Annotated in this window: 15 protein-coding genes and 2 pseudogenes; 6 read left to right on the top strand and 11 right to left on the bottom strand. The window is 70.9% G+C overall.

Annotated features, from left to right (window positions below):
- The first annotated feature begins 70 nt into the window (after window positions 1–70).
- Together ACIP6N_RS02590 and ACIP6N_RS02585 are read left to right on the top strand one after the other, a co-directional pair.
- Window positions 71–811 (top strand): type 1 glutamine amidotransferase domain-containing protein, encoded by a 741-nt coding sequence (locus tag ACIP6N_RS02590; protein ID WP_401812221.1) that lies wholly within the window; start codon window positions 71–73, stop codon window positions 809–811.
- Window positions 812–838: 27 nt separating this feature from the next.
- Window positions 839–1,222, top strand: a complete 384-nt coding sequence (locus tag ACIP6N_RS02585; RefSeq protein ID WP_401812219.1) for a hypothetical protein — start codon at window positions 839–841, stop codon at window positions 1,220–1,222.
- 52 nt (window positions 1,223–1,274) lie between these two features.
- Here ACIP6N_RS02585 and ACIP6N_RS02580 read toward each other — a convergent pair whose 3' ends face one another.
- Window positions 1,275–1,646 carry a hypothetical protein gene (locus tag ACIP6N_RS02580; RefSeq protein WP_401812217.1) on the bottom strand — a complete coding sequence of 124 codons (372 nt, stop codon included), beginning with the start codon at window positions 1,644–1,646 and terminating at the stop codon, window positions 1,275–1,277.
- Window positions 1,647–1,660: 14 nt separating this feature from the next.
- Window positions 1,661–1,918 (bottom strand): annotated as a pseudogene (locus tag ACIP6N_RS02575) (hypothetical protein); the annotation flags it as partial.
- 1 nt (window position 1,919) lies between these two features.
- Between ACIP6N_RS02575 and ACIP6N_RS02570 the strand changes: the two are divergent.
- Window positions 1,920–2,832: pseudogene (locus tag ACIP6N_RS02570) on the top strand (GlxA family transcriptional regulator); the annotation flags it as partial.
- On the opposite strand, the gene ACIP6N_RS02565 reads toward ACIP6N_RS02570, so the two are convergent.
- The 3 genes from ACIP6N_RS02565 to ACIP6N_RS02555 all read right to left on the bottom strand — a co-directional run bounded on the left by ACIP6N_RS02565 (window position 2,723) and on the right by ACIP6N_RS02555 (window position 5,596).
- Window positions 2,723–3,808 (bottom strand): aromatic acid exporter family protein, encoded by a 1,086-nt coding sequence (locus tag ACIP6N_RS02565; RefSeq protein WP_401812215.1) that lies wholly within the window; start codon window positions 3,806–3,808, stop codon window positions 2,723–2,725. The pseudogene ACIP6N_RS02570 and the gene ACIP6N_RS02565 sit on opposite strands and share 110 nt — an antisense overlap.
- A 1,360-nt stretch (window positions 3,809–5,168) precedes the next feature.
- Entirely contained in the window at window positions 5,169–5,381 is a 213-nt protein-coding gene (locus ACIP6N_RS02560; RefSeq protein ID WP_401812213.1) for a hypothetical protein, read from the bottom strand.
- A complete protein-coding gene (locus ACIP6N_RS02555; RefSeq protein ID WP_401812211.1) occupies window positions 5,378–5,596 on the bottom strand; it encodes a hypothetical protein in 219 nt (72 codons plus the stop codon). The genes ACIP6N_RS02560 and ACIP6N_RS02555 overlap by 4 nt, the downstream gene beginning before the upstream one ends.
- 100 nt (window positions 5,597–5,696) lie before the next feature.
- Between ACIP6N_RS02555 and ACIP6N_RS02550 the strand changes: the two genes are divergently transcribed.
- On the top strand, window positions 5,697–6,911 hold the full coding sequence (locus ACIP6N_RS02550; RefSeq protein ID WP_401812210.1) for a helix-turn-helix domain-containing protein: 1,215 nt from the start codon (window positions 5,697–5,699) through the stop codon (window positions 6,909–6,911).
- Window positions 6,908–7,450, top strand: coding sequence for a flavoprotein (locus ACIP6N_RS02545; protein WP_401812208.1), 543 nt, complete (start codon window positions 6,908–6,910; stop codon window positions 7,448–7,450). Before ACIP6N_RS02550 ends, ACIP6N_RS02545 begins: the two co-directional genes overlap by 4 nt.
- A 161-nt stretch (window positions 7,451–7,611) precedes the next feature.
- Here ACIP6N_RS02545 and ACIP6N_RS02540 read toward each other — a convergent pair whose 3' ends face one another.
- Window positions 7,612–20,172 carry a type I polyketide synthase gene (locus ACIP6N_RS02540; RefSeq protein ID WP_401812207.1) on the bottom strand — a complete coding sequence of 4,187 codons (12,561 nt, stop codon included), beginning with the start codon at window positions 20,170–20,172 and terminating at the stop codon, window positions 7,612–7,614.
- 490 nt (window positions 20,173–20,662) lie between these two features.
- Here ACIP6N_RS02540 and ACIP6N_RS02535 point away from each other — a divergent pair, with 490 nt between their 5' ends.
- Window positions 20,663–22,189: an MBL fold metallo-hydrolase gene (locus ACIP6N_RS02535; RefSeq protein WP_401812205.1), complete on the top strand. Its 1,527-nt coding sequence runs from the start codon at window positions 20,663–20,665 to the stop codon at window positions 22,187–22,189.
- 249 nt (window positions 22,190–22,438) lie between these two features.
- Here the strand turns inward: ACIP6N_RS02535 and ACIP6N_RS02530 are convergent, their stop codons facing one another.
- From ACIP6N_RS02530 to ACIP6N_RS02510, 5 genes are all read right to left on the bottom strand, one after another.
- Window positions 22,439–23,101, bottom strand: coding sequence for an O-methyltransferase (locus ACIP6N_RS02530; RefSeq protein ID WP_401812204.1), 663 nt, complete (start codon window positions 23,099–23,101; stop codon window positions 22,439–22,441).
- Window positions 23,102–23,142: 41 nt separating this feature from the next.
- The gene (locus ACIP6N_RS02525) at window positions 23,143–24,219 is read right to left on the bottom strand and encodes an HAD-IIIC family phosphatase (protein ID WP_401812203.1); all 1,077 of its coding nucleotides are present in this window, start codon (window positions 24,217–24,219) and stop codon (window positions 23,143–23,145) included.
- Window positions 24,220–24,289: 70 nt separating this feature from the next.
- The gene (locus ACIP6N_RS02520; RefSeq protein WP_401812201.1) at window positions 24,290–25,399 is read right to left on the bottom strand and encodes an acyl-CoA dehydrogenase family protein; all 1,110 of its coding nucleotides are present in this window, start codon (window positions 25,397–25,399) and stop codon (window positions 24,290–24,292) included.
- A complete protein-coding gene (locus ACIP6N_RS02515; RefSeq protein WP_401812199.1) occupies window positions 25,392–25,670 on the bottom strand; it encodes an acyl carrier protein in 279 nt (92 codons plus the stop codon). Before ACIP6N_RS02515 ends, ACIP6N_RS02520 begins: the two co-directional genes overlap by 8 nt.
- Window positions 25,667–26,521: a 3-hydroxyacyl-CoA dehydrogenase family protein gene (locus tag ACIP6N_RS02510; protein ID WP_401812197.1), complete on the bottom strand. Its 855-nt coding sequence runs from the start codon at window positions 26,519–26,521 to the stop codon at window positions 25,667–25,669. The genes ACIP6N_RS02515 and ACIP6N_RS02510 overlap by 4 nt, the downstream gene beginning before the upstream one ends.
- Between the last annotated feature and the right edge of the window lie 89 nt (window positions 26,522–26,610).

Below are 26,610 nucleotides of genomic sequence, written 5' to 3'. Positions count from 1 at the left end.
ATAGTGATGGGTGGATCCACACGTCCCGAGGCGGCACGGCCCCGCCTCGTCCCTCGTGCTAAGAAACGGCATGCGCATTCTTCTGCCCTTGCCCGAACGGGACTTCGACGTCACCGAGGTGGCCGTGCCCTGGCGGATGCTCCGCGACGCCGGCCATGACGTGGTGTTCGCGACCGAACAAGGCGGCAGGCCGCCCGAGGCGGATCCCCTGCTGCTGACGGGGGTGCTGTTCGGCAAGCTCGGCGCCGAGGCGGAGGCGAAGGACTTCTACCGGGAGATCACCGCCGACCCCGCGTACCGCACTCCCCCGGCCTGGTCCGGTCTCGTCCCGGAGGACTTCGACGGCCTGCTGCTGCCGGGTGGACACGCCCAGGGGATGCGCCAGTACCTGGGCTCCGCCTCCCTGCGCGAGAAAGTGGGCGCGTTCTGGTCGCTCGGCCGTCCGGTCGGCGCGATCTGTCACGGCGTGCTGGTTCTCGCCCGCACCCTCGACCCGGCGACGGGCCGCAGCATCCTGGCCGGCCGGCGCACCACGTGCCTGCCCGCGTATATGGAACGCAGCGCGTATTACCTGACCGCGTGGCGGCGCGGACGCTACTACAGGACCTACCCCGCGTACGTGCAGGACGAAGTCCTCGCGTCCCTCAATGACCCCGCCCAGTTCGAGCGCGGACCCGTCGAGCTGAGCCGGCGCGGCACCGCGACGGACGACTCACCGGCCTTCGTCGTGGAGGACGGCCACTACATATCGGCCCGCTGGCCGGGCGACGCCTACCTGTTCGCACGCCGCTTCGCCGCCCTCCTCGGCTGAGCCCCGGACGCCGCCTATGCTCACGCCATGGAGCAGAGCGAGGTACTGAAACGAGTCATCGGCATCCTCACCGAGGCCGGTGAGTGGCAGCGCCTTCTGGAGGAGGACGTGGAACGCGACGATCTGGACGCCGAGTCCGGCATCGTCACGGCGCTCCTGAACGAGACGATGCCGAACATAGAGATCCCGAGCGACGCCACCATCGAGGAGATCGCCGCCCTCGTCGGACGGGAGGTCGGCGGGACGATCCAGCAACTCGTCGGCGCTTTCAGCCTGGCCTTCATGATGCTCGCGCAGGTGCACGACTCCGGGCACAGCGAAATCTCGTCCTCCCAGGTCCTGAGAGACCTGGCACTGCGCGCCGAGGAAATCAGCGCGGACGACGACCCGGGCTCCGACCCCTCGGCCTGAGCCGTGGCCGGCGAGTGTACGGGCGCTCGGGAGGGCCGGAGCGGACCAGCGGTCACCGAACGCTGCCCGGGCTCCCGAAGACACGAGTCACCCACTGATCCATCCTGTTGCCGAAGTCCGATGCCGAGGTGATGTCCGAAGCCGGGAGGCACCCGGCGTCCTCAAGGTCGGCGACGAAGTCCACATCGGCCCAGCCACCACGGAACAGCACAACCGACAGCACGGCCTCGGCCGGTCCGGAGATGACCACACCGATCGAGTCCGGATCAGGAACCCGGTCCCTGTCGGTCTCCAGTGGCTGGGGCCACGACGCCGTCGCGTCCCTCCAGGTCGCCGTGCCCACTTCAAGGCCGGCCGATGTCCAGCGCGCGATCCGTTCAGCCAGAACGACAGCCACGTCGTCAAGATCAACAGCTCTGTCCATGAGGGGAGCATCTCTCATAGAGCCCTGCGCAACCACTCGTCGGGAGCGACGTAGTCGGCGTCGGCCGGCCCACGACGGGGATCGGCACGATGGAGCAGGGCCTGTCCTCGATGGTGTGCGGACACCCAGGCCCGATCGGTGCCGGTGATCTCGTCGTCGCCCCATACGAAGGAGCGCCCGGCTGCCCGGTCGACGAGGGCGCGGGTCTTCCAATGCGGTCCCTCCCGGTGATCCTGCTCTTCGGTGTCGGACGGATCCGGCCAGGTCACCACCGCCGTCTCCTTCACCCTGCGCGCGCCGTGGGGTCTGGAAGGGCTCAGGGGAGCGGACACGATCATCGTCCGCGGTACGGCCGGTCCCGCCGCCCCGCTCGCTCCCGCCGTCCGCGACGCGTTGCGGGCGGCCGCCCAGGACGGCACGCGCATCGCCTCCATCTGCGTGGGCACCTTCCCGCTGGCCGCCACCGGACTGCTCGACGGGCTGCGCGCCACCACCCACTGGATCGCGGCCGACCTCCTGGCCGCCGCCCATCCGGACGTCGAGGTCGACCCCGACGTGCTGTATGTCGACAACGGTCAGCTCCTCACCTCCGCCGGCGCCGCCGCCGGCCTGGACCTGTGCCTGCACATGATCCGTCGCGACTACGGCTCGGCCGTCGCCGCGCACGCGGCCCGGCTGTCCGTCATGCCTCTGGAACGCGAGGGCGGACAGGCCCAGTTCATCGTCCACGACTACGCGCCGACCCCGCAGGGCTCCGCGCTCGAACCCCTGCCCACCTGGCTGCAGGACAACCTGGGCTCCGATCTCACCCTCGCCGACATCGCGGCCGAGGCCGGAACCAGCACCAGGACCCTGATGCGCCGCTTCCGCGAACCGACCGGCACGACCCCGCTGCAGTGGCTCCACCGCGCGCGTCCGGCAGGCTCAGCACTTGCTGGAGACGACGCGCCACTCCGTCGAACGCGTCGGCGCCCAGGTCGGTTTCGGCTCACCCACCGCCTTCCGCGACCGCTTCAAGAGGACCACCGGCGTCAGCCCGCACGCCTACCGCCGCTCCTTCAGCTGGCGCCGGCCCGTCACGCGCCCCGGCCTCCCGCGACCGCGAACAGCAGTTGTCTCGTCTCGACGAGCAGCGCGCCGCCGACCGCCGCGGCCGTACCGCACTGCCCGTGGAAGCAGTCGGTGACATAGTCGTACGCGTCCCAGGCCGATTGCGTCGCTTTCCGCCAGACCTCCTGGTACGGGCCGGCGGCCTCGCCCGTCTCCAGTGTCTCGGCCGCGGTCTCGCAGAGGCCGGCCAGGTGGTCGGCGAGTTCGGCGTAACCGGTCAGGAACCGCGGTTCGGGCAGTTGCGGAAAGCCGTTCTCGTGCGCCGCGGTGGACAGCGTCCGTGTGATCGCGCGGAGGTGGTCGGCCACCAGACCCCACCGCACGTCCGCCTCCGGCGGTGGCTGATGAGCGTCACCGCGGCGCAGCCGCCGGACCGGATTGAGGCGTGAACTCTCCGCGTTCCGGCCACGCTCTTGTTCCAGAGCCCCGCGGATGACCGCCAACTGCCCGGCCTGCTCGTGCCAGTCCACGGCGTCGGAGGCCGACCAGTCGCCACGCAGCCCTTCCGCCACCTCGCGAAGGAGGGCGGCGCTTTCCACGGGCAGTAGCCGCAACTGCTCACGCACGGTGCGCAGGCGGACCGGCGGGAGGACAAGAGCGTTGACGGTGATGCCGATGATCGCGCCGATCGCTGTCTCGAGCAGGCGGTGCCCGATCTGGGAGGGGCTGTTGGAGCTGTAGACGATGAGGAACAGAGCGGAGGTCGCCCCGTACACGCCCTGGCTGCCCAGGCCGCGGTAGTTGCCCAGCAGCGCCAGCGGCGGCAGGGCCACGATCATGGCCCCCAGCGTGTTTCCTCCCGCCAGCCCCAGCGCGGCGGCCGCCCACAGGGTCCCCACGACGATGACGGCGAGCTGTTGCAGGGCTGAGCGCAGGGAGCGGTAGACGGTGACGTCCACGAGCGCCAGGGCGGTCCAGGGAGCCATCAGCGCCATGGGCGCGTCCAGCCACCAGCCGGCCAGCGCCCACGCGGCGATCGCGGCGACGGCCGCCTTCAACGCCTGCACCATCGCGGCGCGTTCCGTGCCGGAGTAGCTCAGCGCCTTCCGCACGGCCCGTCTTACGTGTGCGGCTTCCCACCGCAACCAGACGGCGGCCGCCGATCGTGCCGGTACCCTCGTCGCCATCGCGTCTGCCGCTTTCCCTGTCGCTGGTGGCGGACCGAAACCGGTCGCCGGGCCCGTGCCGAGCGCGGTTCACGCCCTGGACAGGAATGCCAGTGCCCCGGTGATGCGGCCGTAATCTTCAACCATCCGCTCGCCGGGGGCGGGCGAGGCGCATGCGCTGGCGGCGATCGATTCCAGGGCCTGCAAAGCCCCTCGAAACCCGCAGCGCGGAGTTCTCCCGGCGCAGGCGGCGATGTTCCGCGGTATCCGCTCCTCGGGTCCAGTTCCGGGCTTCGGCCCGGCGCTGCCAGGATGTTCCAGCCAGGGCCCGGAGCGACGTCCCACGCAAAGGGGCGGCTCTGCGCCCGCAGGAATGCCCCAACAGCGCGTCACATGACTGATTGCCCGAGGTCGCCAACCCTGCGGCAGAGCTGCTGGAGAACCGCCCCGGACGGTCACGAAACGCCGCGGAAGCGCTGGGGTCACGTCTGACCGCGTTCCGGCTCATACGCCTTCCGTCGCTGCGGCCGTGTCGGTCCGCTGCGTGACCCAACACCGCTTCCGAATAAGCCACTTCCTCGCTTCGGTTCAGTAAGGTACGGGTCAGCACAAGACCTGCCATCGGCAACGAGCCAGGACCGAACACCATTGCTCTCTCCCGCAGCCTGCCGACCGCCTCTCGCCGAACACCTCGGGCCGTTCCCACTGAATAAAACAGAGGCGTCTCGCCGATAAAAGCCCCGGTCAACAAGCGTCAGCCCCGCGCCTGCGGGGATGTTCCTTCGCCTGGGTGACGGCGTCCTCGGCGAGCTTGGTCAGCCCCGCGCCTACGGGGGCGGTCCGTTCCGGTGAGGCTGCGTGAGCGATCTCAATGCGTTCTTTCCGCCCGGGCAGGGATGGTCCGTCCGGGTCGTCGGAGCGGGCGCACAGGCGCCCCTTGTGAACGCCCTCGTCCGGACCGTTTACGCGATAGGAGTTCCCCTGTCCAGCCTAGTGCGCGAGGAAGGAGCGAGTCCCGCCCCGCTTCAACGGGCAGTAGATGCCTGCCGGGACGATCAGCGACACCTCGGAGGGTCGTAAGCGCCGGCCCGTTGTGGCACGGCAGCTTCACCGGTGACGATGCGCACCTCTGCGGGCTCGGTCACCAAGGCTCGTCCCCGCAGCCTGACCAGGCCGTCTTTGCCGGCCGTGGTAACGCTGACCTTTGTCATCCTGGCCTTGGCGCACCGCAGCACGTAGTCCGGCGCGGGTATCCAACAGATTCCCGGTATGCGGACGCGGCCCCGCTCGTTCGGCGTCGCACTCGTCACTGCCGCGCCTCCCTCAGGGCCCGCCGGAGGTTCTTGCCCGCCTTGCACGGCAACTGCGCGTCGCACGACGGACATTCCTCGGCGTGCTCCATCACCGCCGCGTACGCGGCACTGTGCTCGGGCGTCATCTCCGCATACACGGTCTCGACGTGACCGGACGCCGAGATGCCCGAGTCCGACCAGTGCTCTTCCGCCGGGCGGCCCTTCACGACGCGCCGCCGGTGACACAGGCCGGGTCCGCGCGCGGGAACCAGGACACACGGCTGCCGTACACCACGTAGTGCTGCTGGCCGAGGTCCCGGACGTCACCAAGCGCCAAGTCGCGGCCGCAAAACACGCATTCGACGCCTCGTAACTGACGCGACGACAAGCCCTGTGCATCCGGCAGCTCCCGCGCCACGGACACTTCGTCAATCTCTTTCATGATGTCCCGTCACTTCAAGTGATCTCCTGTAAGTGCACCGTAGGGCGGAGTAGAACAGAGAGAGGCACGCAGAGTGCGTGCCCTGCTACGGGAGCGCTCCATGAACACTGGCCGAATCGGCCGCCGCATCGCCTACTGGCGCGACCGTCGCGGCTTCACACAGGCAGACTTCGGACGGCTGATGGGCCAAACACGCCGGTGGGTCCAGGACATCGAGGGCGGCCAACGCCAGCAGGACCCAAGGCTGTCCGTGCTGACGCGTGCGGCTGAAGTCCTGCGCGTTCCCCTGGAGCAACTTTTGACGGACGGCCCTCCCGAGACGCCCTCGGGCAACGCGCCACCCGCCGAAGTACTTGCCGTCATCGATGTCCTCTACAGCGATGACGACAGCGATGAGGCGCCCCCGCCCCTCGTAGACCTCCGCCGCCGCCTCACCTTCTGCTGCGAAGCTTTCCAGGCGTGCCATTACGGGGCGCTCGGCAGAGACCTGCCCGCCCTGATCGTCAACGCCAGACGGTCAGCGGCAGAGGCCGACAGCGGTGCCACCGAGGCACACGTCGTACTGTCCCGTGTCCTCCAGCTGACCGCTTCGTTCCTCCATAAATACGGGCCGGCAACAGCCGTCCAAACTGCCGTGGTTGCCGACCGGGCGCTCGCCGCAGCTGAACGATCCGGCGACCCGGTTGCCATGGGAGCGGCCTGCCGTCGCGTGGCGAAATCGCTCACATATCAACAGCAGCCCCGTGCGGCCGTGGACTTTGCCCTGGGAGCTGCGCGTCGGTTGTCCACCGATCTGGAAACGAGCGGCCCACTGGGCCTGTCGACGCTCGGCATGTTGTATCTGAACGCGGCGATCGCTGAGTCATTCCTGGAGCGCTCGGCAACGGTGGTGGGCCGAGCCGTCGACCACGTCGATCAGGCGGCCGAGGTTGCTGACCGGCAGGGTGCTGATCTCGATGAGGACTACACGATGTTCGGGCCGACGAATGTCGGTCTTCACCGGGTCGATGTCCTGGCCCGTTTCGAGGATGGCTGGTCGGCACTGGAGGCGGGCGACTCCCTCGCTCAGGAGGCGGTCCGTGATCTGTCGAGAGAACGACAGGCGCAGCACCTCATCACCATGGCACGCGCTCAGCTCTTGACACGGCGAAAAGACGAGGCAGCCGCCTCCCTCGTCAAGGCTGCGAAGCTGGCCCCCGAAGAGTTCCGCGGGCGGCAGAGCGCCGTGAACCTGGTGCAGGATGTCGTGGGCGCAACGCCTGTCGCCGGTGGGGAGTTGCGTGCTCTGGCGGCCCGTTGTGGACTTCCCTCATGACACGAGTTCTCTACCTGATCGCCTGCGCGGCCGGGCCCACCCAGTACATTGACGAAGGCGTGCGGCGGGCACAGGCCCGTGGTTGGGACACCTGCCTCGTCCTGACGCCGTCAGCCATCTCGTGGTGGGAGCCACGATTGAGCGAACTGGTGGCCCTCACCGGGTACTCGGTGCGCTCCCGGTACAAACTTCCCGGGGAGAGCGATGTCCTTCCGAAGGCCGATGCCATGCTCGTGGCGCCGCTGAGCTGTACGAGCCTGAACAAGTGGGGCAACGGGATCGCCGACAATCTCGCGCTCGGTCTCGTTTCGGAGGCCGTGAACATGGGGGTGCCGGTGTTCGCCATGCCGTATTTCAACCGGGCCCAGGCCGCTCAGCCGGCCGTGGCCAGGAGCGTCGTGGATCTGCGTGCGCAGGGGGTGCGGTATCTCGACGGGCCGGACGGGTACCAGTCGCACCGGCCGAAGCACGGCGATCCGAGCGCATTCCCGTGGGACCGGGCTCTGGATGCCGTGAAACCCCATGTCCACCGTCCATGAGCCTGATGACGAAAGCACCCCCGGCCCAACCCGTGAGGGCCAGACCGAGGGCGCTTTCCCCAACGCACGTTAAGTGGGGCGAGTTGAGCGCTCACACCCCTCGGCGTCTCCGTCAAGCCTCGCCATTCACCTGGCGTCCGCCACCCGCAGCGCCCCGCCGCTCATCCGGCCTGCTCCCCGAGCCAGTCGGTGATGTTCGCGGCCGTGGCCGCAGCGTGTTCGGTGGTGAGGGTGAAGTGGTTGCCCGGGGTGGTGAGCGTGGTGCTCATGTGGGGGAGCTTCGACTGCCAGTCCGGGTCGGTGTCCGTTCCCTCCGGGGCCGGCAGCGCCTCCGACGCCCGCAGGAGCAGGGTCGGGAAAGGCGTGGGGCCGGGGTTCCAGGTGTGCAGGAGGTGTTCCATCCAGCCGTAGGCGGACAGGTCGGACGCGGTGTAACCGCCGGCCAGGTGCTCGCGCTCGTACAGGCCGTGCCACATGTGCGGCATCAGCCCGCGGGCGGCGGAAGTCTCCAGTACGTACGTGTCCAGGAGCACGACGGCCCGCACGTCCGTGCCGTGGTCGGCGAGGTACCGGGCGGTCTCGTGGGCGAGGATGCCGCCGGACGACGTGCCGAGGAGGATCACGCCTTCCTCGCTGTCGCCGCCGCCCGCGACCACGGCCTGGGCCAGCCCCGCGACCAGTGATTCCCGGCTCTCCGGCAGCGTCCCGTCCGTGCCGAAGCCCGGAGGCGTCAGGCAGGAGATGTCCCAGTCCTCGGGAAGCGCCTGGGTGAGCGCGAAGTACGTGTGGGCTCCGGTCAGCGGAACGACGGGGGCCACACAGACCAGACGGGGCCCCGAGGTGCCCGCCGTGAGCCGGTCCACGGTCGGCGGCAGAAGGTCGCCGCTCCTGGGCCGGAGCGCCGCGAGGTTGCGGAGCAGCATGTCGCCCTCTTCGAGACGGCCGGTCCGCATCGCCTCGCGGTGGAGGCTGACGACCAGATCGGTCGGCGAGGCGGCGATTGTTTCCTTCTTCTCCTCCTGCGGTGCGGCGAGACGGTCGAGAAGGTGGTCGGCCAGGGCGGCCGGGGTCGGGTGGGTGAGGACGACGGTGCTGGGCAGCGTCGTGCCCATCGCCGCGACGAGCCGGTTCCGCAGGTCGACCGCCGCGAGCGAGTCCATGCCGTTGTCACGGAACGCCGCGTCCTCCTCGACCGCCTGGCCGGAGTTGTGACCGAGCGCCGCCGCGGCCTCGCCGCGTACCAGGTCGACGAGGAGTCGCCGCTGTTCCTCGGCCGGAAGGCTCCGCAGCCGTTCAGCGAAACCGTCCTCGCCACCGGTGGGCACGGGCTCCTCGGCCCGGTACTCCTCCGCCAGTTCGCTGAGGAACGGGACAGGTCCGGCCGAGGTGACGACGGGGAGGTAACGCTCCCAGTCGATGTCGGCGACCGTCAGCGCGGTCTCCTCCTCGTGGAGCGCCTGGGCGAGTCCGGCCAGGGCCAGGCCGCCGTCGAGGAAGGACACCCCGCCGCGGACCATCTGTTCGGCGGCCTTCTCGCCCAACTGTTGGCGTGCCTCGTCCCACGGGCCCCAGGAGATCGCCGTGGCGCGGGCGCCTCGGGTGTGGCGCCGCACCGCCAGCGCCTCCAGGTACGCGTTGGCCACCGCCTGCGCCACGTGGTCGCCGACGCCCCAGGTGCCGGCCACCGACAGGGGCAGGACGAAGGCGTCCAGGGCGGTGTCGTCCAGCAGTTCGTCGAGGTGCGCGGCGCCGGTCACCTTGGCGCGCGCCGCGTCGGCGACGTGGTCGGCGCTCGCCGTGCCGAGGGGGCCGAGGGTGCGTGTCCCCGCCATGTGCACCACCGAGCGCACCGGCGCGCCGTCGGAGGCGAGCCGGTCGAGCACCGCCGCGACGGCGTCTCGGTCGGTCAGATCGCAGCGCACCGCTTCGGTTTTCGCGCCCAAGTCGTTCAGCTCCGACAGCAGTTCGGGCGCGCCCGGAGCCGTGTCACCGCGCCGGCTCAGCAGGACCAGGCGCTCGGCTCCCTGCCGGGCCAGCCATCGGGCGACGTGAGCGCCCATCGCTCCGGTGCCGCCGGTCACCAGCGTCGTGCCGCGGGGCGACCAGGTGCCGGGCGAACCGGTAGGCGCCGGCGCCCGCTTCAGCCGCCGGACGAGGACACCCGAGGACCGCACCGCCGCCTGGTCCTCCCCCGTGCTTCCCGACAGCAGCGCGGCGAACCGTCCCGCCGCCTCGGAGTCGAGCCGCTCGGGGAGGTCGACCAGACCGCCACGCAGCGATGGTGCCTCCACCGCCGCCGTCCGTCCGAGTCCGAGGACCATGGCCTGCCGTGGATCGCGCACCGGGTCGGCCGGGCCGGTCGAGACCGCGCCGCGGGTGACCGCCCACAGCGGTACCTCGGCGCCGGACGCCATCAGCGCCCGGACCAGCGACAGTGTCAGCGCCGGACCAGCGGGCAGCGCGGGCTCGCCGCCGTACGGCTCGTCTCCGTCCGGTTCTTCGGCGGTCGCGAGCAGGGAGAGCACACCGGCCACGGTGTTGACGTCGCCGAGCCGTGCCGCCAGCACCTCGGGGTCGGCGCAGGTCCCGTCGAGGACGACACGGCGCGTCCGGGCGCCGTGCGCGGTGAGCGCGGCCAGTACGTCCGTGTCGTCGACGCCGTCGGCGCTCACGGCGAGCCATGTTCCGGTCAGGACCGGGCCGGTGGGGACGCGCAGGGGTGTCCACACCGACCGGTAGCGGTACGAGCTGACCAGGGTGTGCTCGTCCTGCCGCTTGCGCCAGGACGAGAGCGCCGGGATCACCGCGTCAAGCGCGTCCTTGCTTTCGGCTTCCAGGCCGATCAGCGTGGCGACGGCCGCGGCGTCCCCCTGGTCGACGGCGTTCCACAGCGGCTCGTCGGTGGAGTCGGCCGAACGGGGCGCCGAGGCCGGGGCGGGCGGAGCGGTCCAGTAGAACTCGTGCTGGAAGGCGTAGGTGGGCAGGTCCACGGTGCGGCCGCCGGGCAGCACCGTGCTCCAGTCGACGGCCACGCCGTGCGCGTACGCCTCCCCCACCGAGCGCAGGACACGGTCCCAACTGCCCTGGTCCCGGCGCAGGGTGCCCAGGGTGACCGCCCGGCTGCCCTCGCTCTCGATGATCTCGGTGGTGCCGACCGAGAGCACCGGGTGCGGGCTGACCTCGATCATGCAGCCGTACCCCTCGCGCACCAATGTCGTCATCGTCTCGGCGAAGGACACGGTCTCGCGCAGATTCCGGCACCAGTAGCGGGCGTCCAGTTCCTCACCGTCCAGCCGGGTTCCGGTGACCGTGGAGTAGAACGGCACTTCGGAGGCGCGCGGCCGTACGGTGGTCAGCTGCTCAAGCAGCTCGGTCTCGATCCGTTCGACATGGGCGGAGTGGGCGGCGAAGTCCGCTCCGGCCAGCCGCCAGCGCATGACGCCGGCGGCGGACAGGCCGCGCTCGGCCTTGTCGATGGCTGCCGGATCGCCGGAGATCGTGACCGTCCTCGGTCCGTTGACCGCCGCGATCGACACCGTGCCCGGGACCTCGTCCAACACCGCCCGCACCTGCTCGGGCGACGCCATCACCGACATCATCGCGCCGGTGCCGGAGAGTTGTTCGTGGATGAGCCTGCTGCGCAGGGCCACCACGCGCGCGCCGTCCTCCAGCGACAGACCGCCGCTGACACAGGCGGCGGCGACTTCGCCCTGGGAGTGGCCGATCACAGCGGCCGGTTCGACGCCGAGCGAGCGCCACAGGGCGGCGAGGGACACCATGACGGCCCACAGCAGGGGCTGTTGTACGTCCGGTCGCCCTTCGATCGGCGGAGTGCCGGCGTCGCCGCGCATCACGCCGGTGAGCGACCAGTCGAGGTACGGGGTCAGGGCCGCCTCGCACTCGGCGACGCGGGCGGTGAAGACGGGAGAGACGTCGAGCAGCCCGGCGGCCATGCCCGGCCACGCCGCGTCCTGGCCGGGGAAGACGAAGACGACCGGGCCGCGCTCGGGCGCGGTTCCCCGCAGCACACCGGCGTGCGCGGTGCCCTGGGCCAGGGCCGCCAGGCTTTCGCGCAATGCCTCGCTGTCGTCACCGACCAGCACCGCCCGGTGCTCGAACGCGGCACGGGTCGTCGCCAGCGAGTGCCCGACGTCCAGGGGCCGCAGCCCGGGGTGGTCGGCCAGGTGGGCGAGCAGTTTCTCGGCCTGGGCGCGGAGCGCGCCGGCCGTCTTGCCCGCCAGCGGCCACGCGACAGGCCCTTGCGGTGCCGGGTTGTCCGGAAGCGAGGGGCCGGCGGACGGGGACTGACCATCCGGCAAGGACCGGTCGGCGGGCAGGGACCGGCCCGCCGTCCCGGGAGCCTGTTCCAGGACGACGTGCGCGTTGCTCCCGCTCATGCCGAACGCCGACACCGCGCCCCGCCGCGGCCGGCCGGACTCGGGCCACGGCGTCGGCTCGGCCAGCAGGCTGACGGCGCCCGCGTCCCAGTCGATGCGCGAGGACGGCTCGGTGGCGTGCAGGGTCTTGGGCAGGCTGCCGTGCCGCAGCGCCATCACCATCTTGATGACGCTCGCGACCCCGGCGGCGACCTGGGTGTGCCCGATGTTGGACTTGACCGAGCCGACCAGCAGCGGCGAGTCCGCGTCGCGGTCCTGGCCGTAGGTGGCCATCAGCGCGTGCGCCTCGATCGGGTCGCCCAGGGCCGTACCGGTTCCGTGCGCCTCGACAGCGTCGACGTCGGACGGGAGAAGGCCGCTGTTGGCCAGGGCCTGCCGGATGACGCGCTGCTGCGCGGGGCCGCTCGGTGCCGTCAGCCCGTTGGAGGCGCCGTCGGAGTTGACCGCCGATCCGCGGACGGTGGCCAGGACCGGGTGACCGTGCCGGACGGCGTCCGACAGCTTCTCCAGCACCAGGACCCCGCCGCCCTCGGCCATGCCCATGCCGTCCGCCGATTCGGCGAACGCCTTGCTGCGCCCGTCGGGTGCCAGGACGCGGTGCCTGCTCAGCGAGACGAGGACGTCCGGGGCCGACAGCACCGTCGCGGCGCCGGCCAGCGCCAGCGACGTCTCTCCCGAGCGCAGCGACTGGCATGCCATGTGGATGGCGACCAGGCCGGACGAGCAGGCGGTGTCCACCGTCACGGACGGACCGCTGAAGTCGAACAGGTAGGCGAGACGCCCCGAGAGCACGCTGGGCATCGTTCCCGTGAGCTGGTATCCGTCGGAGTCCTCCGAGACCCCGGTGCCGTACTCCTGGGGGAAGGCGGAGACGAACGTGCCGGTCGTGCTGCCCCGCAGGGACGCCGGGTCGAGCCCGGCACGTTCGAACGCCTCCCAGGTCAGCTCGAGCAGCATCCGCTGCTGCGGGTCCATCGAGACCGCCTCGCGCGGGGAGATGCCGAAGAATCCCGGGTCGAACTCGGCCACCCCGTCGAGGAAACCGCCCGCTCCCGCGTAGGTCTTGCCCGCGCGCTCCGGGTCGGGGTGGTACACGCCCGGGTCCCAGCCGCGGTCGGCCGGCAGCGGGGACAGGGTGTCCGTGCCCTCGGCCAGCAGCTCCCACAACTGCTCGGGCGAGCGCACCTGGCCGGGGAACCGGCAGCTCATTCCGATGATCGCGATCGGCTCCGCGGCGTCAGTGCCGTCGGCGCGGCCGCCCGCCGTGGCCGGGGCCTGCTCGGTGGGCCGCCCCAACCCGCTTGGTTCGCCGCCGAGTTCGGTCCACAGGTGGGCGGCCAGAGCCTCCGGCGTCGGGTAGTCGTAGATCAGCGTCGAGGGCAGACGCAGGCCCGTTCGCTTCCGCAGGCCGTCACGGAACTGACCGGCGGTCAGGGAGTCGAAACCCAGGTCCCTGAACGTCCGTCCGGCCGCGACCGCCGCCGTCCCCCCGTGCCCGAGTACCGCGACGACCTGCTCACGCAGCAGTTGCAGGAGTGCGGCGCGGGCCTGGTCGGCTGTGAGCCCGGCCAGCAGGCCGGTGGCGTCCGTGCCGGCAGCGGCGGCAGTGCGACGGGTGGGTCCGGCGGGTACCGGGCCGTGGAAGACGGCAGGCGCGCTGTCGGCCTGCGGGACGACGGGGTCGTGCCCGCCGGTGCCGGACACCGGGACGGGCAGCCGTTCCGGACCCGGCAGCGGCTCCCCGGCCGGGGTCCGTATGACCTCGGCGGTCTCCGAGCGCAGCGTCAGCGCGCGTACGGAGATGACGGGATCGCCGGCGGCGTCGGACGCGCTCAGCGTGAGCGTGTCCTCGCCCGTCCTGCTCATCCGGACGCGCAGCACCGTAGCGCCCTCGGCGTGCAGGGACACCCCGGACCAGGCGGCGGGCAGCCGCCGGCCGACGGCGTCGTCGGGCCCGGTCAGCGCGGCGACGGGGAGCGCCGCGTCCAGGAGCGCGGGGTGCAGGCGGAAGGCGCCGGCCTCCTCGGTGAGCGGTGCGGGCAGGGCGATCTCGGCCAGCACATCGTCGCCGGCCCGGTAGACGGCGCGTACGCCCGGGAGCGCCGGTCCGTCGGTCGCGTGCCGCTCGCGGAGCGCGTCCAGGTCGACCGGCACGGCGCCCCCGGGCGGCCACACCCGCTCGTCGGCGCCGGTCACGGGCGCGCCCGGCGCGAGTACGCCGGTGGCGTGCGGGGTCCAGGGCGCGTCCCGATCGTCGGCCGGCCGCGCGTGGACGGCCAGGGTGCGGCGGCCACGGTCGTCCGGACGGCCGAGCATCACCTGAATCCTGGCCGCGCCGCCGGCCGGTCCGGACAGCACCAGCGGTGCGAGCAGGGTCAGTTCCTCGACCAGACCGCAGCCGACCTCGTCGCCCGCCCGGATCGCCAGCTCCACGAATCCGGTCCCGGGGAAGAGCGCGGGTCCGTCCACGGCAGGGCCGGAAAGCCACCGCTGCTCCGTCGCCGACAGCAGGCCGGTACAGAGCAGGCCGCCGGTCTCGGGCAGCTCCACGACCGCGCCGAGCAGCGGGTGTTCGGCGCGTCCGAGACCCGCGGAGACGACACCGGCGCCCGCGTTCGGGGTTGTGGGCGCGAGCCAGTAGCGCTCGCGCTGGAAGGCGTAGGTGGGCAGCGCGACGCGGCGCGCTCCGGTCCCGGCGAACAACTCGGCCCAACGGACCCGCAGGCCCTGCGTGTACAGGCGGGCGGCCGCCGTCACCGCCGCGGTCTCCTCACCGCGGTCCTTGCTCAGCAGCGGTACGGCCTCGACGCCCGCCGCGTCGGTCAGGGCGTCCTGCGCCAGTACGGACAGCGAGGAGTCCGGGCCGAGTTCGAGGAAGGTGCGGCTGCCTGTGGCGGCCGCGGCGGTCACGGCGTCGGCGAACCGCACGGTCACACCGACGTGTTCCACCCAGTAGCCGGGCGTGCTGATCCGCTCCGCGCCGATCGGCTCGCCGGTGACGGTCGAGACGATCGGGATGCGCGGCTCGTTCAACGTCAGGGTCTCGACGACGGCGCGGAAGCCGTCCAGCATCGGCGTCATCAGCGGGGAGTGGAAGGCGTGGCTGACGCGCAGCCGTGTGGTCTTGCGGCCCTCGGCGGCGAACCGGTCCGCGACGGCCTCGACGGCGTCGGTCTCGCCGGAGATCACCACGGCCTGCGGGCCGTTGACCGCGGCGAGTCCCACCCGGTCCGCGACAGCGGCGAGCAGGGGCGCGACCTCGGCCTCGGTGGCCCGCAGCGCGACCATGGCACCGCCTTCGGGCAGCGCCCGCATCAGCCGTCCGCGTGCGGCGACGAGCGTGCAGGCGTCGGGCAGGGACAGTACGCCCGCGACGTGCGCCGCCGCGATCTCGCCCACCGAATGCCCGATCAGCAGGTCGGGCGCCGTCCCCCAGGACTCCACCAGCCGGAAGAGGGCCACTTCCAGCGCGAACAGCGCGGGCTGGGCGTAATCGGTACGGTTCAGCAGCCCCGCGTCGTCGCCGAGGACCACCTCGCTCAGCGGCCGCTCCAGCTCAGCGTCGAGCAGCGCGCAGATCTCGTCCCATGCCGCCGCGAACACCGGGAAACGGGCGTGCAGTTCGCGGCCCATGCCCAGCCGCTGCGCGCCCTGCCCGGCGAAGAGGAGCGCCAGGGGCCCGGGGTCGCCCATCGCGGTGCCCTCGGCCGCCGTCACCGGCTGCCCGCCGTCGTCGTCCGCGCTGTCGGTGGCGGCCAGGAGGACCGTACGGCACTCCAGTTCGGAGCGGGTTGTCGCGAGCGAGTAGCCGATGTCCAGCGTGGTCGCGCCGGCGCCGTCCATGTACGCGGCCAGCCGGTCGAGTTGGTCCCGCAGCGCCTCCTCGGTGCGGGCCGACACCGGCCACGGCACCACCTCGGGCCGGACCGGCGCCGGGAGGGCTGCAGCCGTCTGCCCAACGGGTACGTCCTCAGGCGGCTGTTCAACGATGACATGGGCGTTCGTGCCGCTGATCCCGAACGACGACACGCCCGCGCGCCGGGGCCGCTCGGCCTCCGGCCACGGGAGGGGCGACGTGAGCAGTTCCACCGCGCCGGCCGACCAGTCCACCTGCGACGACGGCGCGTCCACGTGCAGTGTCCTGGGCAGAACGCCGTGCCGCATCGCCAGGATCATCTTGATGACGCCCGCGACCCCGGAAGCGGCCTGCGTGTGACCGATGTTGGACTTGATCGACCCCAGCAGCAGCGGGCGCTCCCGGTCCTGCCCGTAGGTGGCGAGCAGCGCCTGGGCCTCGATCGGGTCACCCAGCCGGGTGCCGGTACCGTGCCCCTCCACCGCGTCCACGTCCGACGGCACCAGACCCGCGACGCCCAGGGCCTGACTGATCACCTCGCGCTGCGAGATGCCACTGGGGGCGGTCAGGCCGTTCGACGCGCCGTCCGAGTTGACGGCGGTGCCGCGCAGGACGGCGAGCACCCGGCGGCCGTCCCGGACCGCGTCCGAGAGCCGTTGCAGGACCAGGACGCCCACACCCTCGGACCATCCGGTACCGTCCGCGGCCTCCGCGTACGCCTTGCAGCGGCCGTCGGACGACAGGCCGCCCTGCCGGGCGAACTCCACGAAGATCCCGGGTTCGGACATGACGGTGACGCCGCCGGCCAGCGCCAGGGAGCATTCTCCGGAGCGCAGGGCCTGCGCCGCCAGGTGAAGTGCCACCAGTGACGAGGAGCAGGCCGTGTCCACGGTCAGCGCGGGACCCCGCAGCCCCAGGGCGTAGGCGATACGGCCGGACAGGACGCTCGGGGAGGTGCCGGTCAGCAGATGTCCCTCCGCCTCGCCGTGGCTGTCCTGGAGCCGGGGACCGTAGTCCTGGGCCATCGCGCCCACGAACACACCGGTCCTGCTGCCGTGCAGGGACGACGGAGCGATCTCGGCGCGCTCCACCGCCTCCCAGCTCACCTCCAGGGCCAGCCGCTGCTGCGGGTCCATGGCCGCCGCCTCGCGCGGCGAGATGCCGAACAGCGCCGCGTCGAAGCGGTCCGCGTCGTACAGGAAACCGCCCGGCCTGCCGGCTGCCAGCAGTTCCCGTGCCCATCCCCGGTCGGCGGGCATGCCGGACATGGCGTCGGTCTCGCCCGACACCAGATCCCACAGCTCCTCCGGCGAGGTCACGCCGCCCGGGAAGCGGCACGCCATGCTCACGACGGCGATCTGTTCGTGCGCCGGGTCCGCGCCGGGTTCCGTCGGTCCTTCGCCGGTGGCCGGTTCTTCGCCGGTCGCCGTCCCCGCGAACTCACCGGCCAGATGATCGGCGAACCGGTCCGGGGTGGGATGGTCGAAGAGCGCGGTGTTGGGCAACCGTACTCCGGTCGCCTCCTTGAGCCGGGTCACGAGCTCCACCGTCATGGCCGAGTCGAAACCCAGCTCCTTGAAGGACTGCGCCGGATTCGTCCGTTCCGCGGAACTGAAGCCGAGCACCACGGCGGTCTCCGCGCGAACCAGCTTCCCCAGGGCGGCGCGTGTCCACGGAGCGTCGGACTCCGTGCGGCTCGGCTCCGTACCCGTGGTGTCCCTTATCGCGGTGTGATCGTCCCCGGGGGCCGGAGCAGCCGCGGCCTGGAACACGGCTTCGCCCATTGGCTCCTGGAGCCAGTACCGCTCCCGCTGGAACGCGTACGTCGGCAGGGCGACCCGCCGCGCGCCGGTCCCGGCGAACGAACCCGTCCAGTCGACCGGCGCACCGCGGACGTACAGCTCCGCGAGGCAGGTCAGGAACCGGTCCGCCCCGCTCAGGTCCCGGCGCAGCGTGCCGACGGCGACCGCCCGGACGTCGACCTCGTCGATGATCTCCCGCAACCCGCCGGTCAGCACGGGGTGGGAGCTGACCTCGACGAAGACCTCGTGGCCCTGCCCGAGCAGTGCGCGTACGGCCGGTTCGAAGGCGACGGTCCCGCGCAGGTTGCGGTACCAGTACCCGGCGTCCACACCGGTGGTGTCGAGCCAGTCGCCGGTGACGGTGGAGAAGAACGGCACCTCGGCGCGGCGCGGGGCGATGCCCTCCAGCGAGGCCGACAGCTCCTCGCGTACGCGCTCCACCTGGGACGAGTGCGAGGCGTAGTCGATGGCGATCCGCCGCACCCGGACGTCCGCGTCCGTCAGTTCCGCGAACAGCGCCTCCAGAGCCTCCAGTTCGCCGGAGACCGCCACCGAGTTCGGTCCGTTCAACGCAGCGACCGAGATCCGGCCGTCCCAGCGGTGCAGCCGGGCCTCGACCTCGTCCCGAGGCAGCGCCACCGACAGCATGCCGCCGGAGCCAGCGAGGCCGCGTCCGATGACCTGGCCGCGCAGGGCGGCGACCCGGGCCGCGTCCTCCAGGGACAGCGCGCCGGAGACGCACGCCGCCGCGATCTCCCCCTGGGAGTGGCCGAGCACCGCGTCCGGGACCACTCCGTGCGCCTGCCACACCGCCGCGAGGGAGACCATCACCGCCCAGGAGGCGGACTGGACCACGTCGACCCGGTCCAGGGTCGGTGCCCCCGGGACCTGCCGGAGTACGTCGAGCAGTGACCAGTCCACGTGGGGCGCCAGGGCGGCGGCGCACTCGGCAAGCCGCTCGGCGAACACCGGGGACTCCGCCATCAGCCGGGCGCCCATGCCCGCCCACTGGGAGCCCTGGCCCGGGAACACGAATACGGTTTTGCCCTCGATGTCGGCGACTCCCCGCACCACGCCGGGCGCCGGCTCACCGCCGGCCAGTGCCGCCAGCGCGCCCGGGGCGTTCGGCGCCTCGGGCGCGCTGGCGGCACTGGCCGGGACGTCCGGCCGGTCCGGCGCGAGGACGACGGCGCGGTGGTCGAACGCGGTCCTGGTGGACGCCAGGGAGAAGCCCACGTCCACCGGGGTGAGTTGGTCGTTCTCCTCCAGATGCGACGCGAGTGCGGCGGCCTGGGCGCGGAGCGCGTCCCGGGTGCGGCCGGACAGCGGCCACGGCACGGCACAGCCTGTTGCGCTGTCCGGCGTTTCCGTGCCCGCGTCCGTGTCCGCGCTCTCGGGGGCGGGTTCGGCTGCGGACACGATGAGGTGGCAGTTGGTGCCGCCCAGGCCGAACGAGGACACGCCTGCGAGGGCGCGGCCGTCGCGGTAGAGCCAGGGACGGGTCCGGGTCACCACGTCCAACTGCCAGTCGGCGAAGCTGATCCGGGGGTTGGGCCGTTCGAAGTTCAGGCTCGCAGGCAGCTCGCCGTTCCGCAGGGACAGCGCGACCTTCAGGAGGCCTGTGATGCCCGCGGCGCCCTCCAGGTGCCCCACGTTCGTCTTGGCGGAACCGACCAACAGCGGTCCCCCGGTGCGCCCTTCGCCGTATACGGCGCCGAGCGCCGCCGCCTCGACCGGATCGCCCACGCGGGTACCGGTCCCGTGCAGCTCCACGTACTGGACCTCGCCCGGGTCTACCTCGGCCCGTCGGCAGGCGGCCTGCAGCACGGCACGCTGTCCGCCGGGATCGGGGGTGGTGAGGCCCTCCGCGGGGCCGTCGTTGTTGACCGCGCTCCCCTCGATGACGCAGTAGATCTCGTCGCCGTCGGCCAGCGCACTCGCCAGGGGCTTGAGCAGCACCATGCCCGCGCCCTCGCCGCGGACGTACCCGTTGGCGCGCTCGTCGAAGGTGAAGGAGCGGCCGTCCGGGGAGAGGGCGCCGAGCTGGTCGGCCGCCGTCGCGCTGTCCTGTGCCAGGTTGAGATGCACACCGCCGGCCAGCGCCGTGTCCGACTCACCGCGCCGCAGGCTCTCGCACGCGAGGTGCACCGCCACCAGCGACGACGACTGCCCGGTGTCCACGACCAGGCTCGGCCCCCGGAGCCCGAGGAAGTAGGAGAGGCGGTTCGCGATCACACTGCGGTTCAGACCGGTGAGGGTGTGATGCCCGATCGCCGCCGGTCCCCTGCGCCGGTCCAGCGCGCTGTAGTCGTCCGCGGTCACACCGACGAACACACCGGTGTCGCTGCCCCGTACGGCGGCCGGCAGTACGCCCGCGTCCTCCAGGACCTCCCACCCGAGCTCCAGCGTGAGACGCTGCTGTGGGTCCATCGCACGCGCTTCGCGGGGAGAGATTCCGAAGAACTCGGCGTCGAAGCCGTCTACTTCGTCCAGGAAGGCGCCCCGGCCGGTCGCGCCTGAGGGAGCCGCTCCGTCGCTCCACCGCCCCGGCGGCACCTGACCGACCGCGCTCGCGCCGTCGGTCAGCAGCCGCCAGAACCCTGCGGGGTCTTCCGCGGACGGCAGTCGGCAGGAGACCCCCACCACCGCGACGGCGTTGTCCCTCACACGGACGCGTTCAGCAGAAATGAAATCGGATCGGCTCACAGGGCCGCTCCCCATTCTCTTCGGTCTTCGCAAGCTCATCGGGAAGGGAACGCGTGCTGCCAACACACCTGGTCCCCAACGAATCCGGCGGCACCGGACTGCCATTCAAGTCGTGACAATGCGTCGACGCTACAGCGGAAATCATGAAGATCCAATCTTTCCGAACCCCCGTTTTTAAATGGTCGTTTCAGAATGAGATCGGTGTGGTGGCTTGGTAGTCGGGGTGTTGTGTTGGCATGTTTTGCCGGGTGTCCGATGATCTTGTCCCAGATGATCTGCGGGAGTGGACGGTCCCCACCGGGCGCACGCTCAAACCGTGCCCCGAGAACCCCCTCTCCCGGCGTCCGGACCCCCCTGAGGAAGGCTGCCCAGGCAGGTCGCGGGCCGGTCCGTCAGTAAACTGCGCGCCTGACCAAGGTGCTTGCAGTGACAGACGAAGAGGATGCCGAACATGGCGAAGCCACAGCCGCGACAGGTGAGCGCCCACGCCTGGGCCTGGGTGGACGAAAGCGGACTCTGGGGTCACGCCAACTCCGGACTGATCACGCAGGGATCCGACGCGCTCCTGGTGAACACACTCCATGACCGCAGGGAGACGGAGAGCATGCTCGCGTCCATCGGCGCGTCACTGCCGGACGTCCGTATCGACCGCGTACTCCTCACCGACTCGTCGCCGCACAACTACTGGGGCCTGGGCGCGCTGGAGGGCATCGAGCCCATCGTCTCGTACCGGGCGGCGGCCAAGATGGCGGGACGGATATCCCCGGCCGAGACCGCCGCGATCATCGATTCGGCCGCCCCGGGTACACCGCTGAACCGGTACCTGCACAAGCTGTTCGGCGATTTCGACTTCGCGGACGGTGAACGTTTCACACCCGCCGGCTCCTTCAGCGGGCGCTCCGGTCTCCAGGTCGGCACCGAGAAGATCGAGCTGATCGAGTTCGGCTCCGCGCAGGCAGAGTCGAACACCGTGGTGTGGCTCCCCGAGGACAGCGTCCTGTTCACCGGCGACCTGCTCAGCCCCGGCATTCACCCGGCGGTCTGGTCGGGGTCCCTGACCGGCTGGCACGCCGCCTGTGCCCAACTCATCGACCTGCGCCCGCAGATCGTGGTTCCGGGTCACGGACCCGTCACCGACACCGCCGGTCTCGCCGATTTCCGGGACTACCTGTACCACCTGATCGACCAGATACGACTGAGGTTCGAGAAGGGCATGCCGGCCGAAGAGGCCGCCGTCGACGTCCCGTTGGACCAGTGGGAGCACTGGGGCCACCGGGAGAACCTCGCCGTGACCGTCGGCGCAGTCTACCGGGAGCTCGCCGCGGAGAACTCCACGTCCTACTCCGCGGTCATGACACTGGCCGCGGAGATCGATTCCGGACGTCGCCGCCGCCCCCGGATCCATCCGCAGGACTCGGACCGCTTCGACGCGACACCCGCCGGCGAGGCCTACGCCAAGACCGCGAGCCAGTCGCTGAACGGGCTGCTCGCGGACCGCCCCGCGCCGAACGTCATCCGCACCATCGCCAACCACCCGGGGCTGCTGACCGCGATACAGCCCCTGATCGCGCACGTGGCCGGCGATGACCTCGGGGCCCGCGAGCGGGAACTCGTCATCCTGCGTACGGCCTGGCGGTCGCAGGCCCAGTACATCTGGGCCCACCACCACTCCGCGGGACTCTTCGTCGGGCTGAGCGAGACGGAGATCGCCCGGGTCGCCTCGGAGGACACCTCGGAGTGGACGCCCTTCGAGAGGGCCCTTGTCGTCGCGGTCGACGAGCTCCACACCGACTCGGTTCTCTCGGAAGGCACATGGAAGCAGCTCGCCGAACGCTACGGAAAGGAGCAGCTCCTCGAACTGCTGGCGCTCACCGGCACGTACAAGACCCTGGCGTTGATCCTGAACTCCTCCTTCACCCCGTTCGACTCCTGGATGGAAGACCCGGCGATCCTGCCTGACGCCCCCCGGCGCGGCTGAGTTCCGGCATCCGGTGCGCGCCCGCTCGGGTGGGCGCGCATCAGGGCATGGAAAGAGGGCGTCGTGCGCGCACAACGCCCCTGGAGAAACACACTCTTTTCCACGCTCGTTCTCGAAGCGGATCGAGGGTTGTCGCGACCGCTCAATGCCGGTCCGCATCCAAACCCGGCATCGAATTCTCGGGTCTGCTGCCCGGCAGGGGGAAGGCGAGCGGCCCGCCATCCGGCGGGCCGCTCGCCTTCCCGTCCGCTACTTCTTCCGGATCAGTGTGATGCCGTCCGCCATGGGGACCAGCGACATGTGCACCCGCGGGTCGTCGCGCACCAGCAGGTTGAACGCGCGGATCGCTGTGGTGTCGGGGTCCTGGGCCTCGGGGTCCACGACCCTGCCGAAGAACAGGGTGTTGTCGACCACGATCAGACCGCCGTCGGCGAGAAGGGTCAGCGCCAGCTCGTAGTAGTCCGGGTAGCGCTGCTTGTCGGCGTCGATGAAGACGAAGTCGAACGTGCCGGGGCCCTCGTCGGCGAGGATGGCCTCAAGGGTCCCGGTCGCGTCACCGACCCGGAGATCGATCTGCTCGTCGACGCCCGCCTTGGCCCAGTAGTCGGCGCCGATCTGCGGCCAGCGGTTGGTGATGTCACAGGTGACCAGCTGTCCGCCGGGCACGAGCGCGCGGGCCAGGCACAGGGTGCTGTACCCGGTGAACGTACCGATCTCCAGGATCCTGCGTGCCGGCGTGAGACCGGCCAGCAGCGTCAGCAACTGCCCTTCCTCGGGCATGACTTGCAACGCACTGCCCGCGGGAAGCTCCGACGTCGTCTCGCGCAGCCCCCGCAGGATGTCGTCCTCGCGCAGCGAGGTCTCCCGGATGTAGTCCGAGAGCCCGGCCGAGAGACCTACCTGATTCGCCATACGTCATCCATCTTCTCTGATCGGAACCGGCCGGTGAGCGCTCAGACGCCCTGAAGGGCGACGGCGTGGAGCTTCATCGTGGCCGGCGGGGCAAAGGCCGCCGGAAGCAGATGCAGCCGCTGGATGTCGTCCTGCGCGGGCGCGGGCAGCCCGGCGCGGCAGTCGCACGGCTCGTCGGTGAATCCGCCCATGCGGTAGGCGATCTCCATCATCCGGTTGCGCTCGGTCGGCCGGAAGTCGGCGACCACGTGGGCGCCCGCGTCCGCGGCCTGGCCGACAAGCCAGCCGAGGATCACGGAGCCGGCGCCGAATGACACCACACGACACGACGTGGCGAGCAGCTTCAGGTGCCAGACGTCGGCCCGCTTCTCCACGAGTTGGAGGCCGACAGCGCCGTGCGGTCCGAACCGGTCGGTGAGCGTGGTCACCAGAACCTCGTGGCTCGGATCGTCCAGCAGCTTGCGAAGGTCGGAGATGGAGTAGTGCACCCCGGTGGCGTTCATCTGGCTGGTGCGCAGCGTCAGTTCCTCCACCCGGGACAGCTCGTCCTCGGTGGCGCGCTGGATGCGCATCTCCAGTTCCAGGGAGCGCAGGAAGTCGTCGCTCGGGCCCTGGAACTCCGCCTCGGCCGACTTCCGCCGGAATCCGGCCTGGTACATCTGCCGCCGGCGGCGCGAGTCCACCGTGACCGTCTCCGGGCTGAACTCCGGCAGGCCCGCCAGGCCGGCCACCTGCTCGGCGGTGTAGCAGCGGACCTCCGGCAGATGGAACTGGACTTCCGCCCGCTCCGTCGGCTGGTCGTCCACGAAGGCGATGGTGCCGAGCGCGAAGTTCAGCTCGTCGGCTATCTCCCGCACCGAGTCCGACTTCGGGCCCCAGCCGATGTGCGGCAGTACGAAGTAGTCGGCGACGCCCAGCGCCTCCAGCTGCTTCCATGCCCGGTCGTGGTCGTTCTTGCTGGCCACCGACTGCAGGATGCCGCGGCTGTCCAGTTCGGCAATGAGTTCCACGACGCCGGCGGGGAGCTTTACCTCGCCGTCCTCCAGGAGTGTGCCCTGCCACAGGGTGTTGTCGAGGTCCCAGACAAGGCACTTCACGATCGACGGCTGGTCAGCCACGGCTCTCCCTTGTTTCTTGTCGCCTGCTTGGTGTCGCCCGCTTCATGTCGCCGGTGTCAGGACGCCGGTGTCACGTCGCCGGCATCGACATCGTGTAGTCGGAAAGGATCAGCTGGCAGATCTCCGTGCTGCCCTCGATGAGTTCCATGAGCTTCGCGTCGCGGTAGGCGCGCTCGACCACATGGCCCTCGTGCGCGGCCGCCGAGCCCAGGACCTGTACGGCGGTGGCCGCGCCCTGCGCGGCCTGAACGGAGCTGACCTGCTTGGCCATGACGGAGGTGATGACCATGTCGGGAGAACCGCTGTCCCAGCACCGGCTGGCGTGTTCGCACATGCGGGTCGCGATCTGCTCGCCGGTCAGCAGGTTCGCCAGGTGACGCCCGACGAGCTGATGCTGAGCGAGCGGTTTCCCGAACTGCTGCCGCGTACGGGCGTGCGCGCGGGCGGCGTCGAGGCAGGCCCTGAGGATGCCCACGCACCCCCAGGCGACCGAGATCCGTCCGTACGCCAGCGCGGTCGTCACCAGGAGCATCAGCGGCTGACCGCCGCCGAGTACCGCCCCGGTCGGCAGCCGTACGTCGTCGAGCCGTACGTCCGCGTGGCCTGCCGCCCGGCAGCCGGACGGCTGCGGGACTCTGGTCACGGTCACGCCCGGAGTGGACACGGGCACCACGACGGCAGCCGCCCCGGAGCCGTAGCGCCCCACGACGACGATCATGTCGGCGTAGTAGGCCGCCGTGGTCCAGACCTTTTCGCCGCGGACGACGACGGAGTCACCGTCCTGTTCGATGACGGTGGTCATCGCCGACAGGTCGCTGCCGGCCTCCGTCTCGCTGAACGCGACGGCGGCGAGGCTGCCACCAGCCAGCTTCGGCAGATACTCCGCGTGCTGCTGCGGGTTGCCCAGGCGCTGGATGGTCCACGCGGCCATGCCCTGCGAGGTCATCACACTCCGCAGCGAACTGCATCTGCTGCCGACGTACGCGGTGAACTCACCGTTCTCCGTGCTGCTCGCCCCGAGTCCGCCCGATGCCTCAGGCACCTCCGCGCACAGCAGGCCGTCCGCGGCCAGGGTGCGCAGGGTGTCGTCGGGGATCAGACCGGACAGGTCCCACTCGGTGGCCCGGTCACCGACCAGCTTCTCCACGGCCTCGCGGGCGCCTGCGAGCGGCTCAGACATCGGCGGGCTGACCGACCGTGCTCAACCGCGTCACCAGGGCGGTCATGGCCGCGACGGAACGGAAGTTGTCCCGCTTGAGGTCGTCGCCCAGAATCTGCACGGAGAACGCCTGCTCCAGGTGGACGACGAGCTCCATCGCGAACATCGAGGAGACGAGTCCGGACGCGAAGAGGTCCTGATCGGCAGGGACCTCGGCTCCGACCCGGTCCGAGACGAACGCGGAAACCTTCTGCTCGATTTCCTCAGCGGTGGTCGCCTGGTCGTTGCTCACGAAAGCACCTCTCCGTAATCGTAAAAACCGCGCCCTGTCTTACGCCCGTGATGACCTTGGCGCACCTTCTCCAGAAGGAGTTCACAGGGCTCGAATGTGGAATTCCCGGTCCGCTCGGCCAGCAGCCGGAGAGCGTCCACGAGATTGTCGATCCCGATCAGATCGGCGGTACGCAGCGGACCCGTCGGGTGGCCGAGGCATCCCTGCATCAGCTGGTCCACGGACTCGACGCTCGCGGTTCCCTCGCCGACGACGCGCGCCGCTTCATTGATCATGGGATGCAGAAGCCTGCTGGTGACAAACCCCGGCGCGTCGCGCACGACGACCGTTTTCTTCCCCAGCCGCTCCAAAAACGAAAGGATCGCGGTCATGGCTTCATCGCCGGTCTGCGGACCGCGGATCACTTCCACCATCTTGATGAGATAGGCGGGATTCATGAAGTGCACCCCGGCCAGTGCCGCGGGTCGCTGCACCGACTTCGCCAGTTCGGCGACGGGAATGCCCGACGTGTTGGTGATCAGCGGGATCCCGGCGGGCACGATGGCGGAGATCTCCGCCATGACCCGCGCTTTGAGCTGGGCGTCCTCGGTGATCGCCTCGATCACGACGGAGGCGTCCACCGCGTCCGCCGCGGAGAGCGTCGTCGTCAGGGTCCCGGCGGCCCGGGATTCCGGGAAAGCTCCCATGAATTGCCCGTGCCGCATCTGCTGGGCGATGTCGGCCCGGGCATTCTGCAGTATTTCTTCCGACACGTCGATCAGTACGACGTCCACCCCGTGCCCCAGCGCCAGGGCGGTAATACTGCGGCCCATCACGCCCGCACCGAAAATAGCAATCGCATCCGACTGCATATTCGTCAATACCTCCCACCAGTGGTCATTCCATGGCGCACGCCGTCCATCGGTCACAAGGACAGCGCCCACGGCTGCGGCGTCCGCGC

Origin of the sequence: Streptomyces sp. NPDC088725, assembly GCF_044751305.1 — a bacterium.
In the GTDB taxonomy this organism is placed as follows: Bacteria; Actinomycetota; Actinomycetes; order Streptomycetales; family Streptomycetaceae; genus Streptomyces.
The sequence above is the reverse complement of the archived record's forward strand: the minus strand, read 5'-3'. Positions and strand labels throughout refer to the sequence as shown.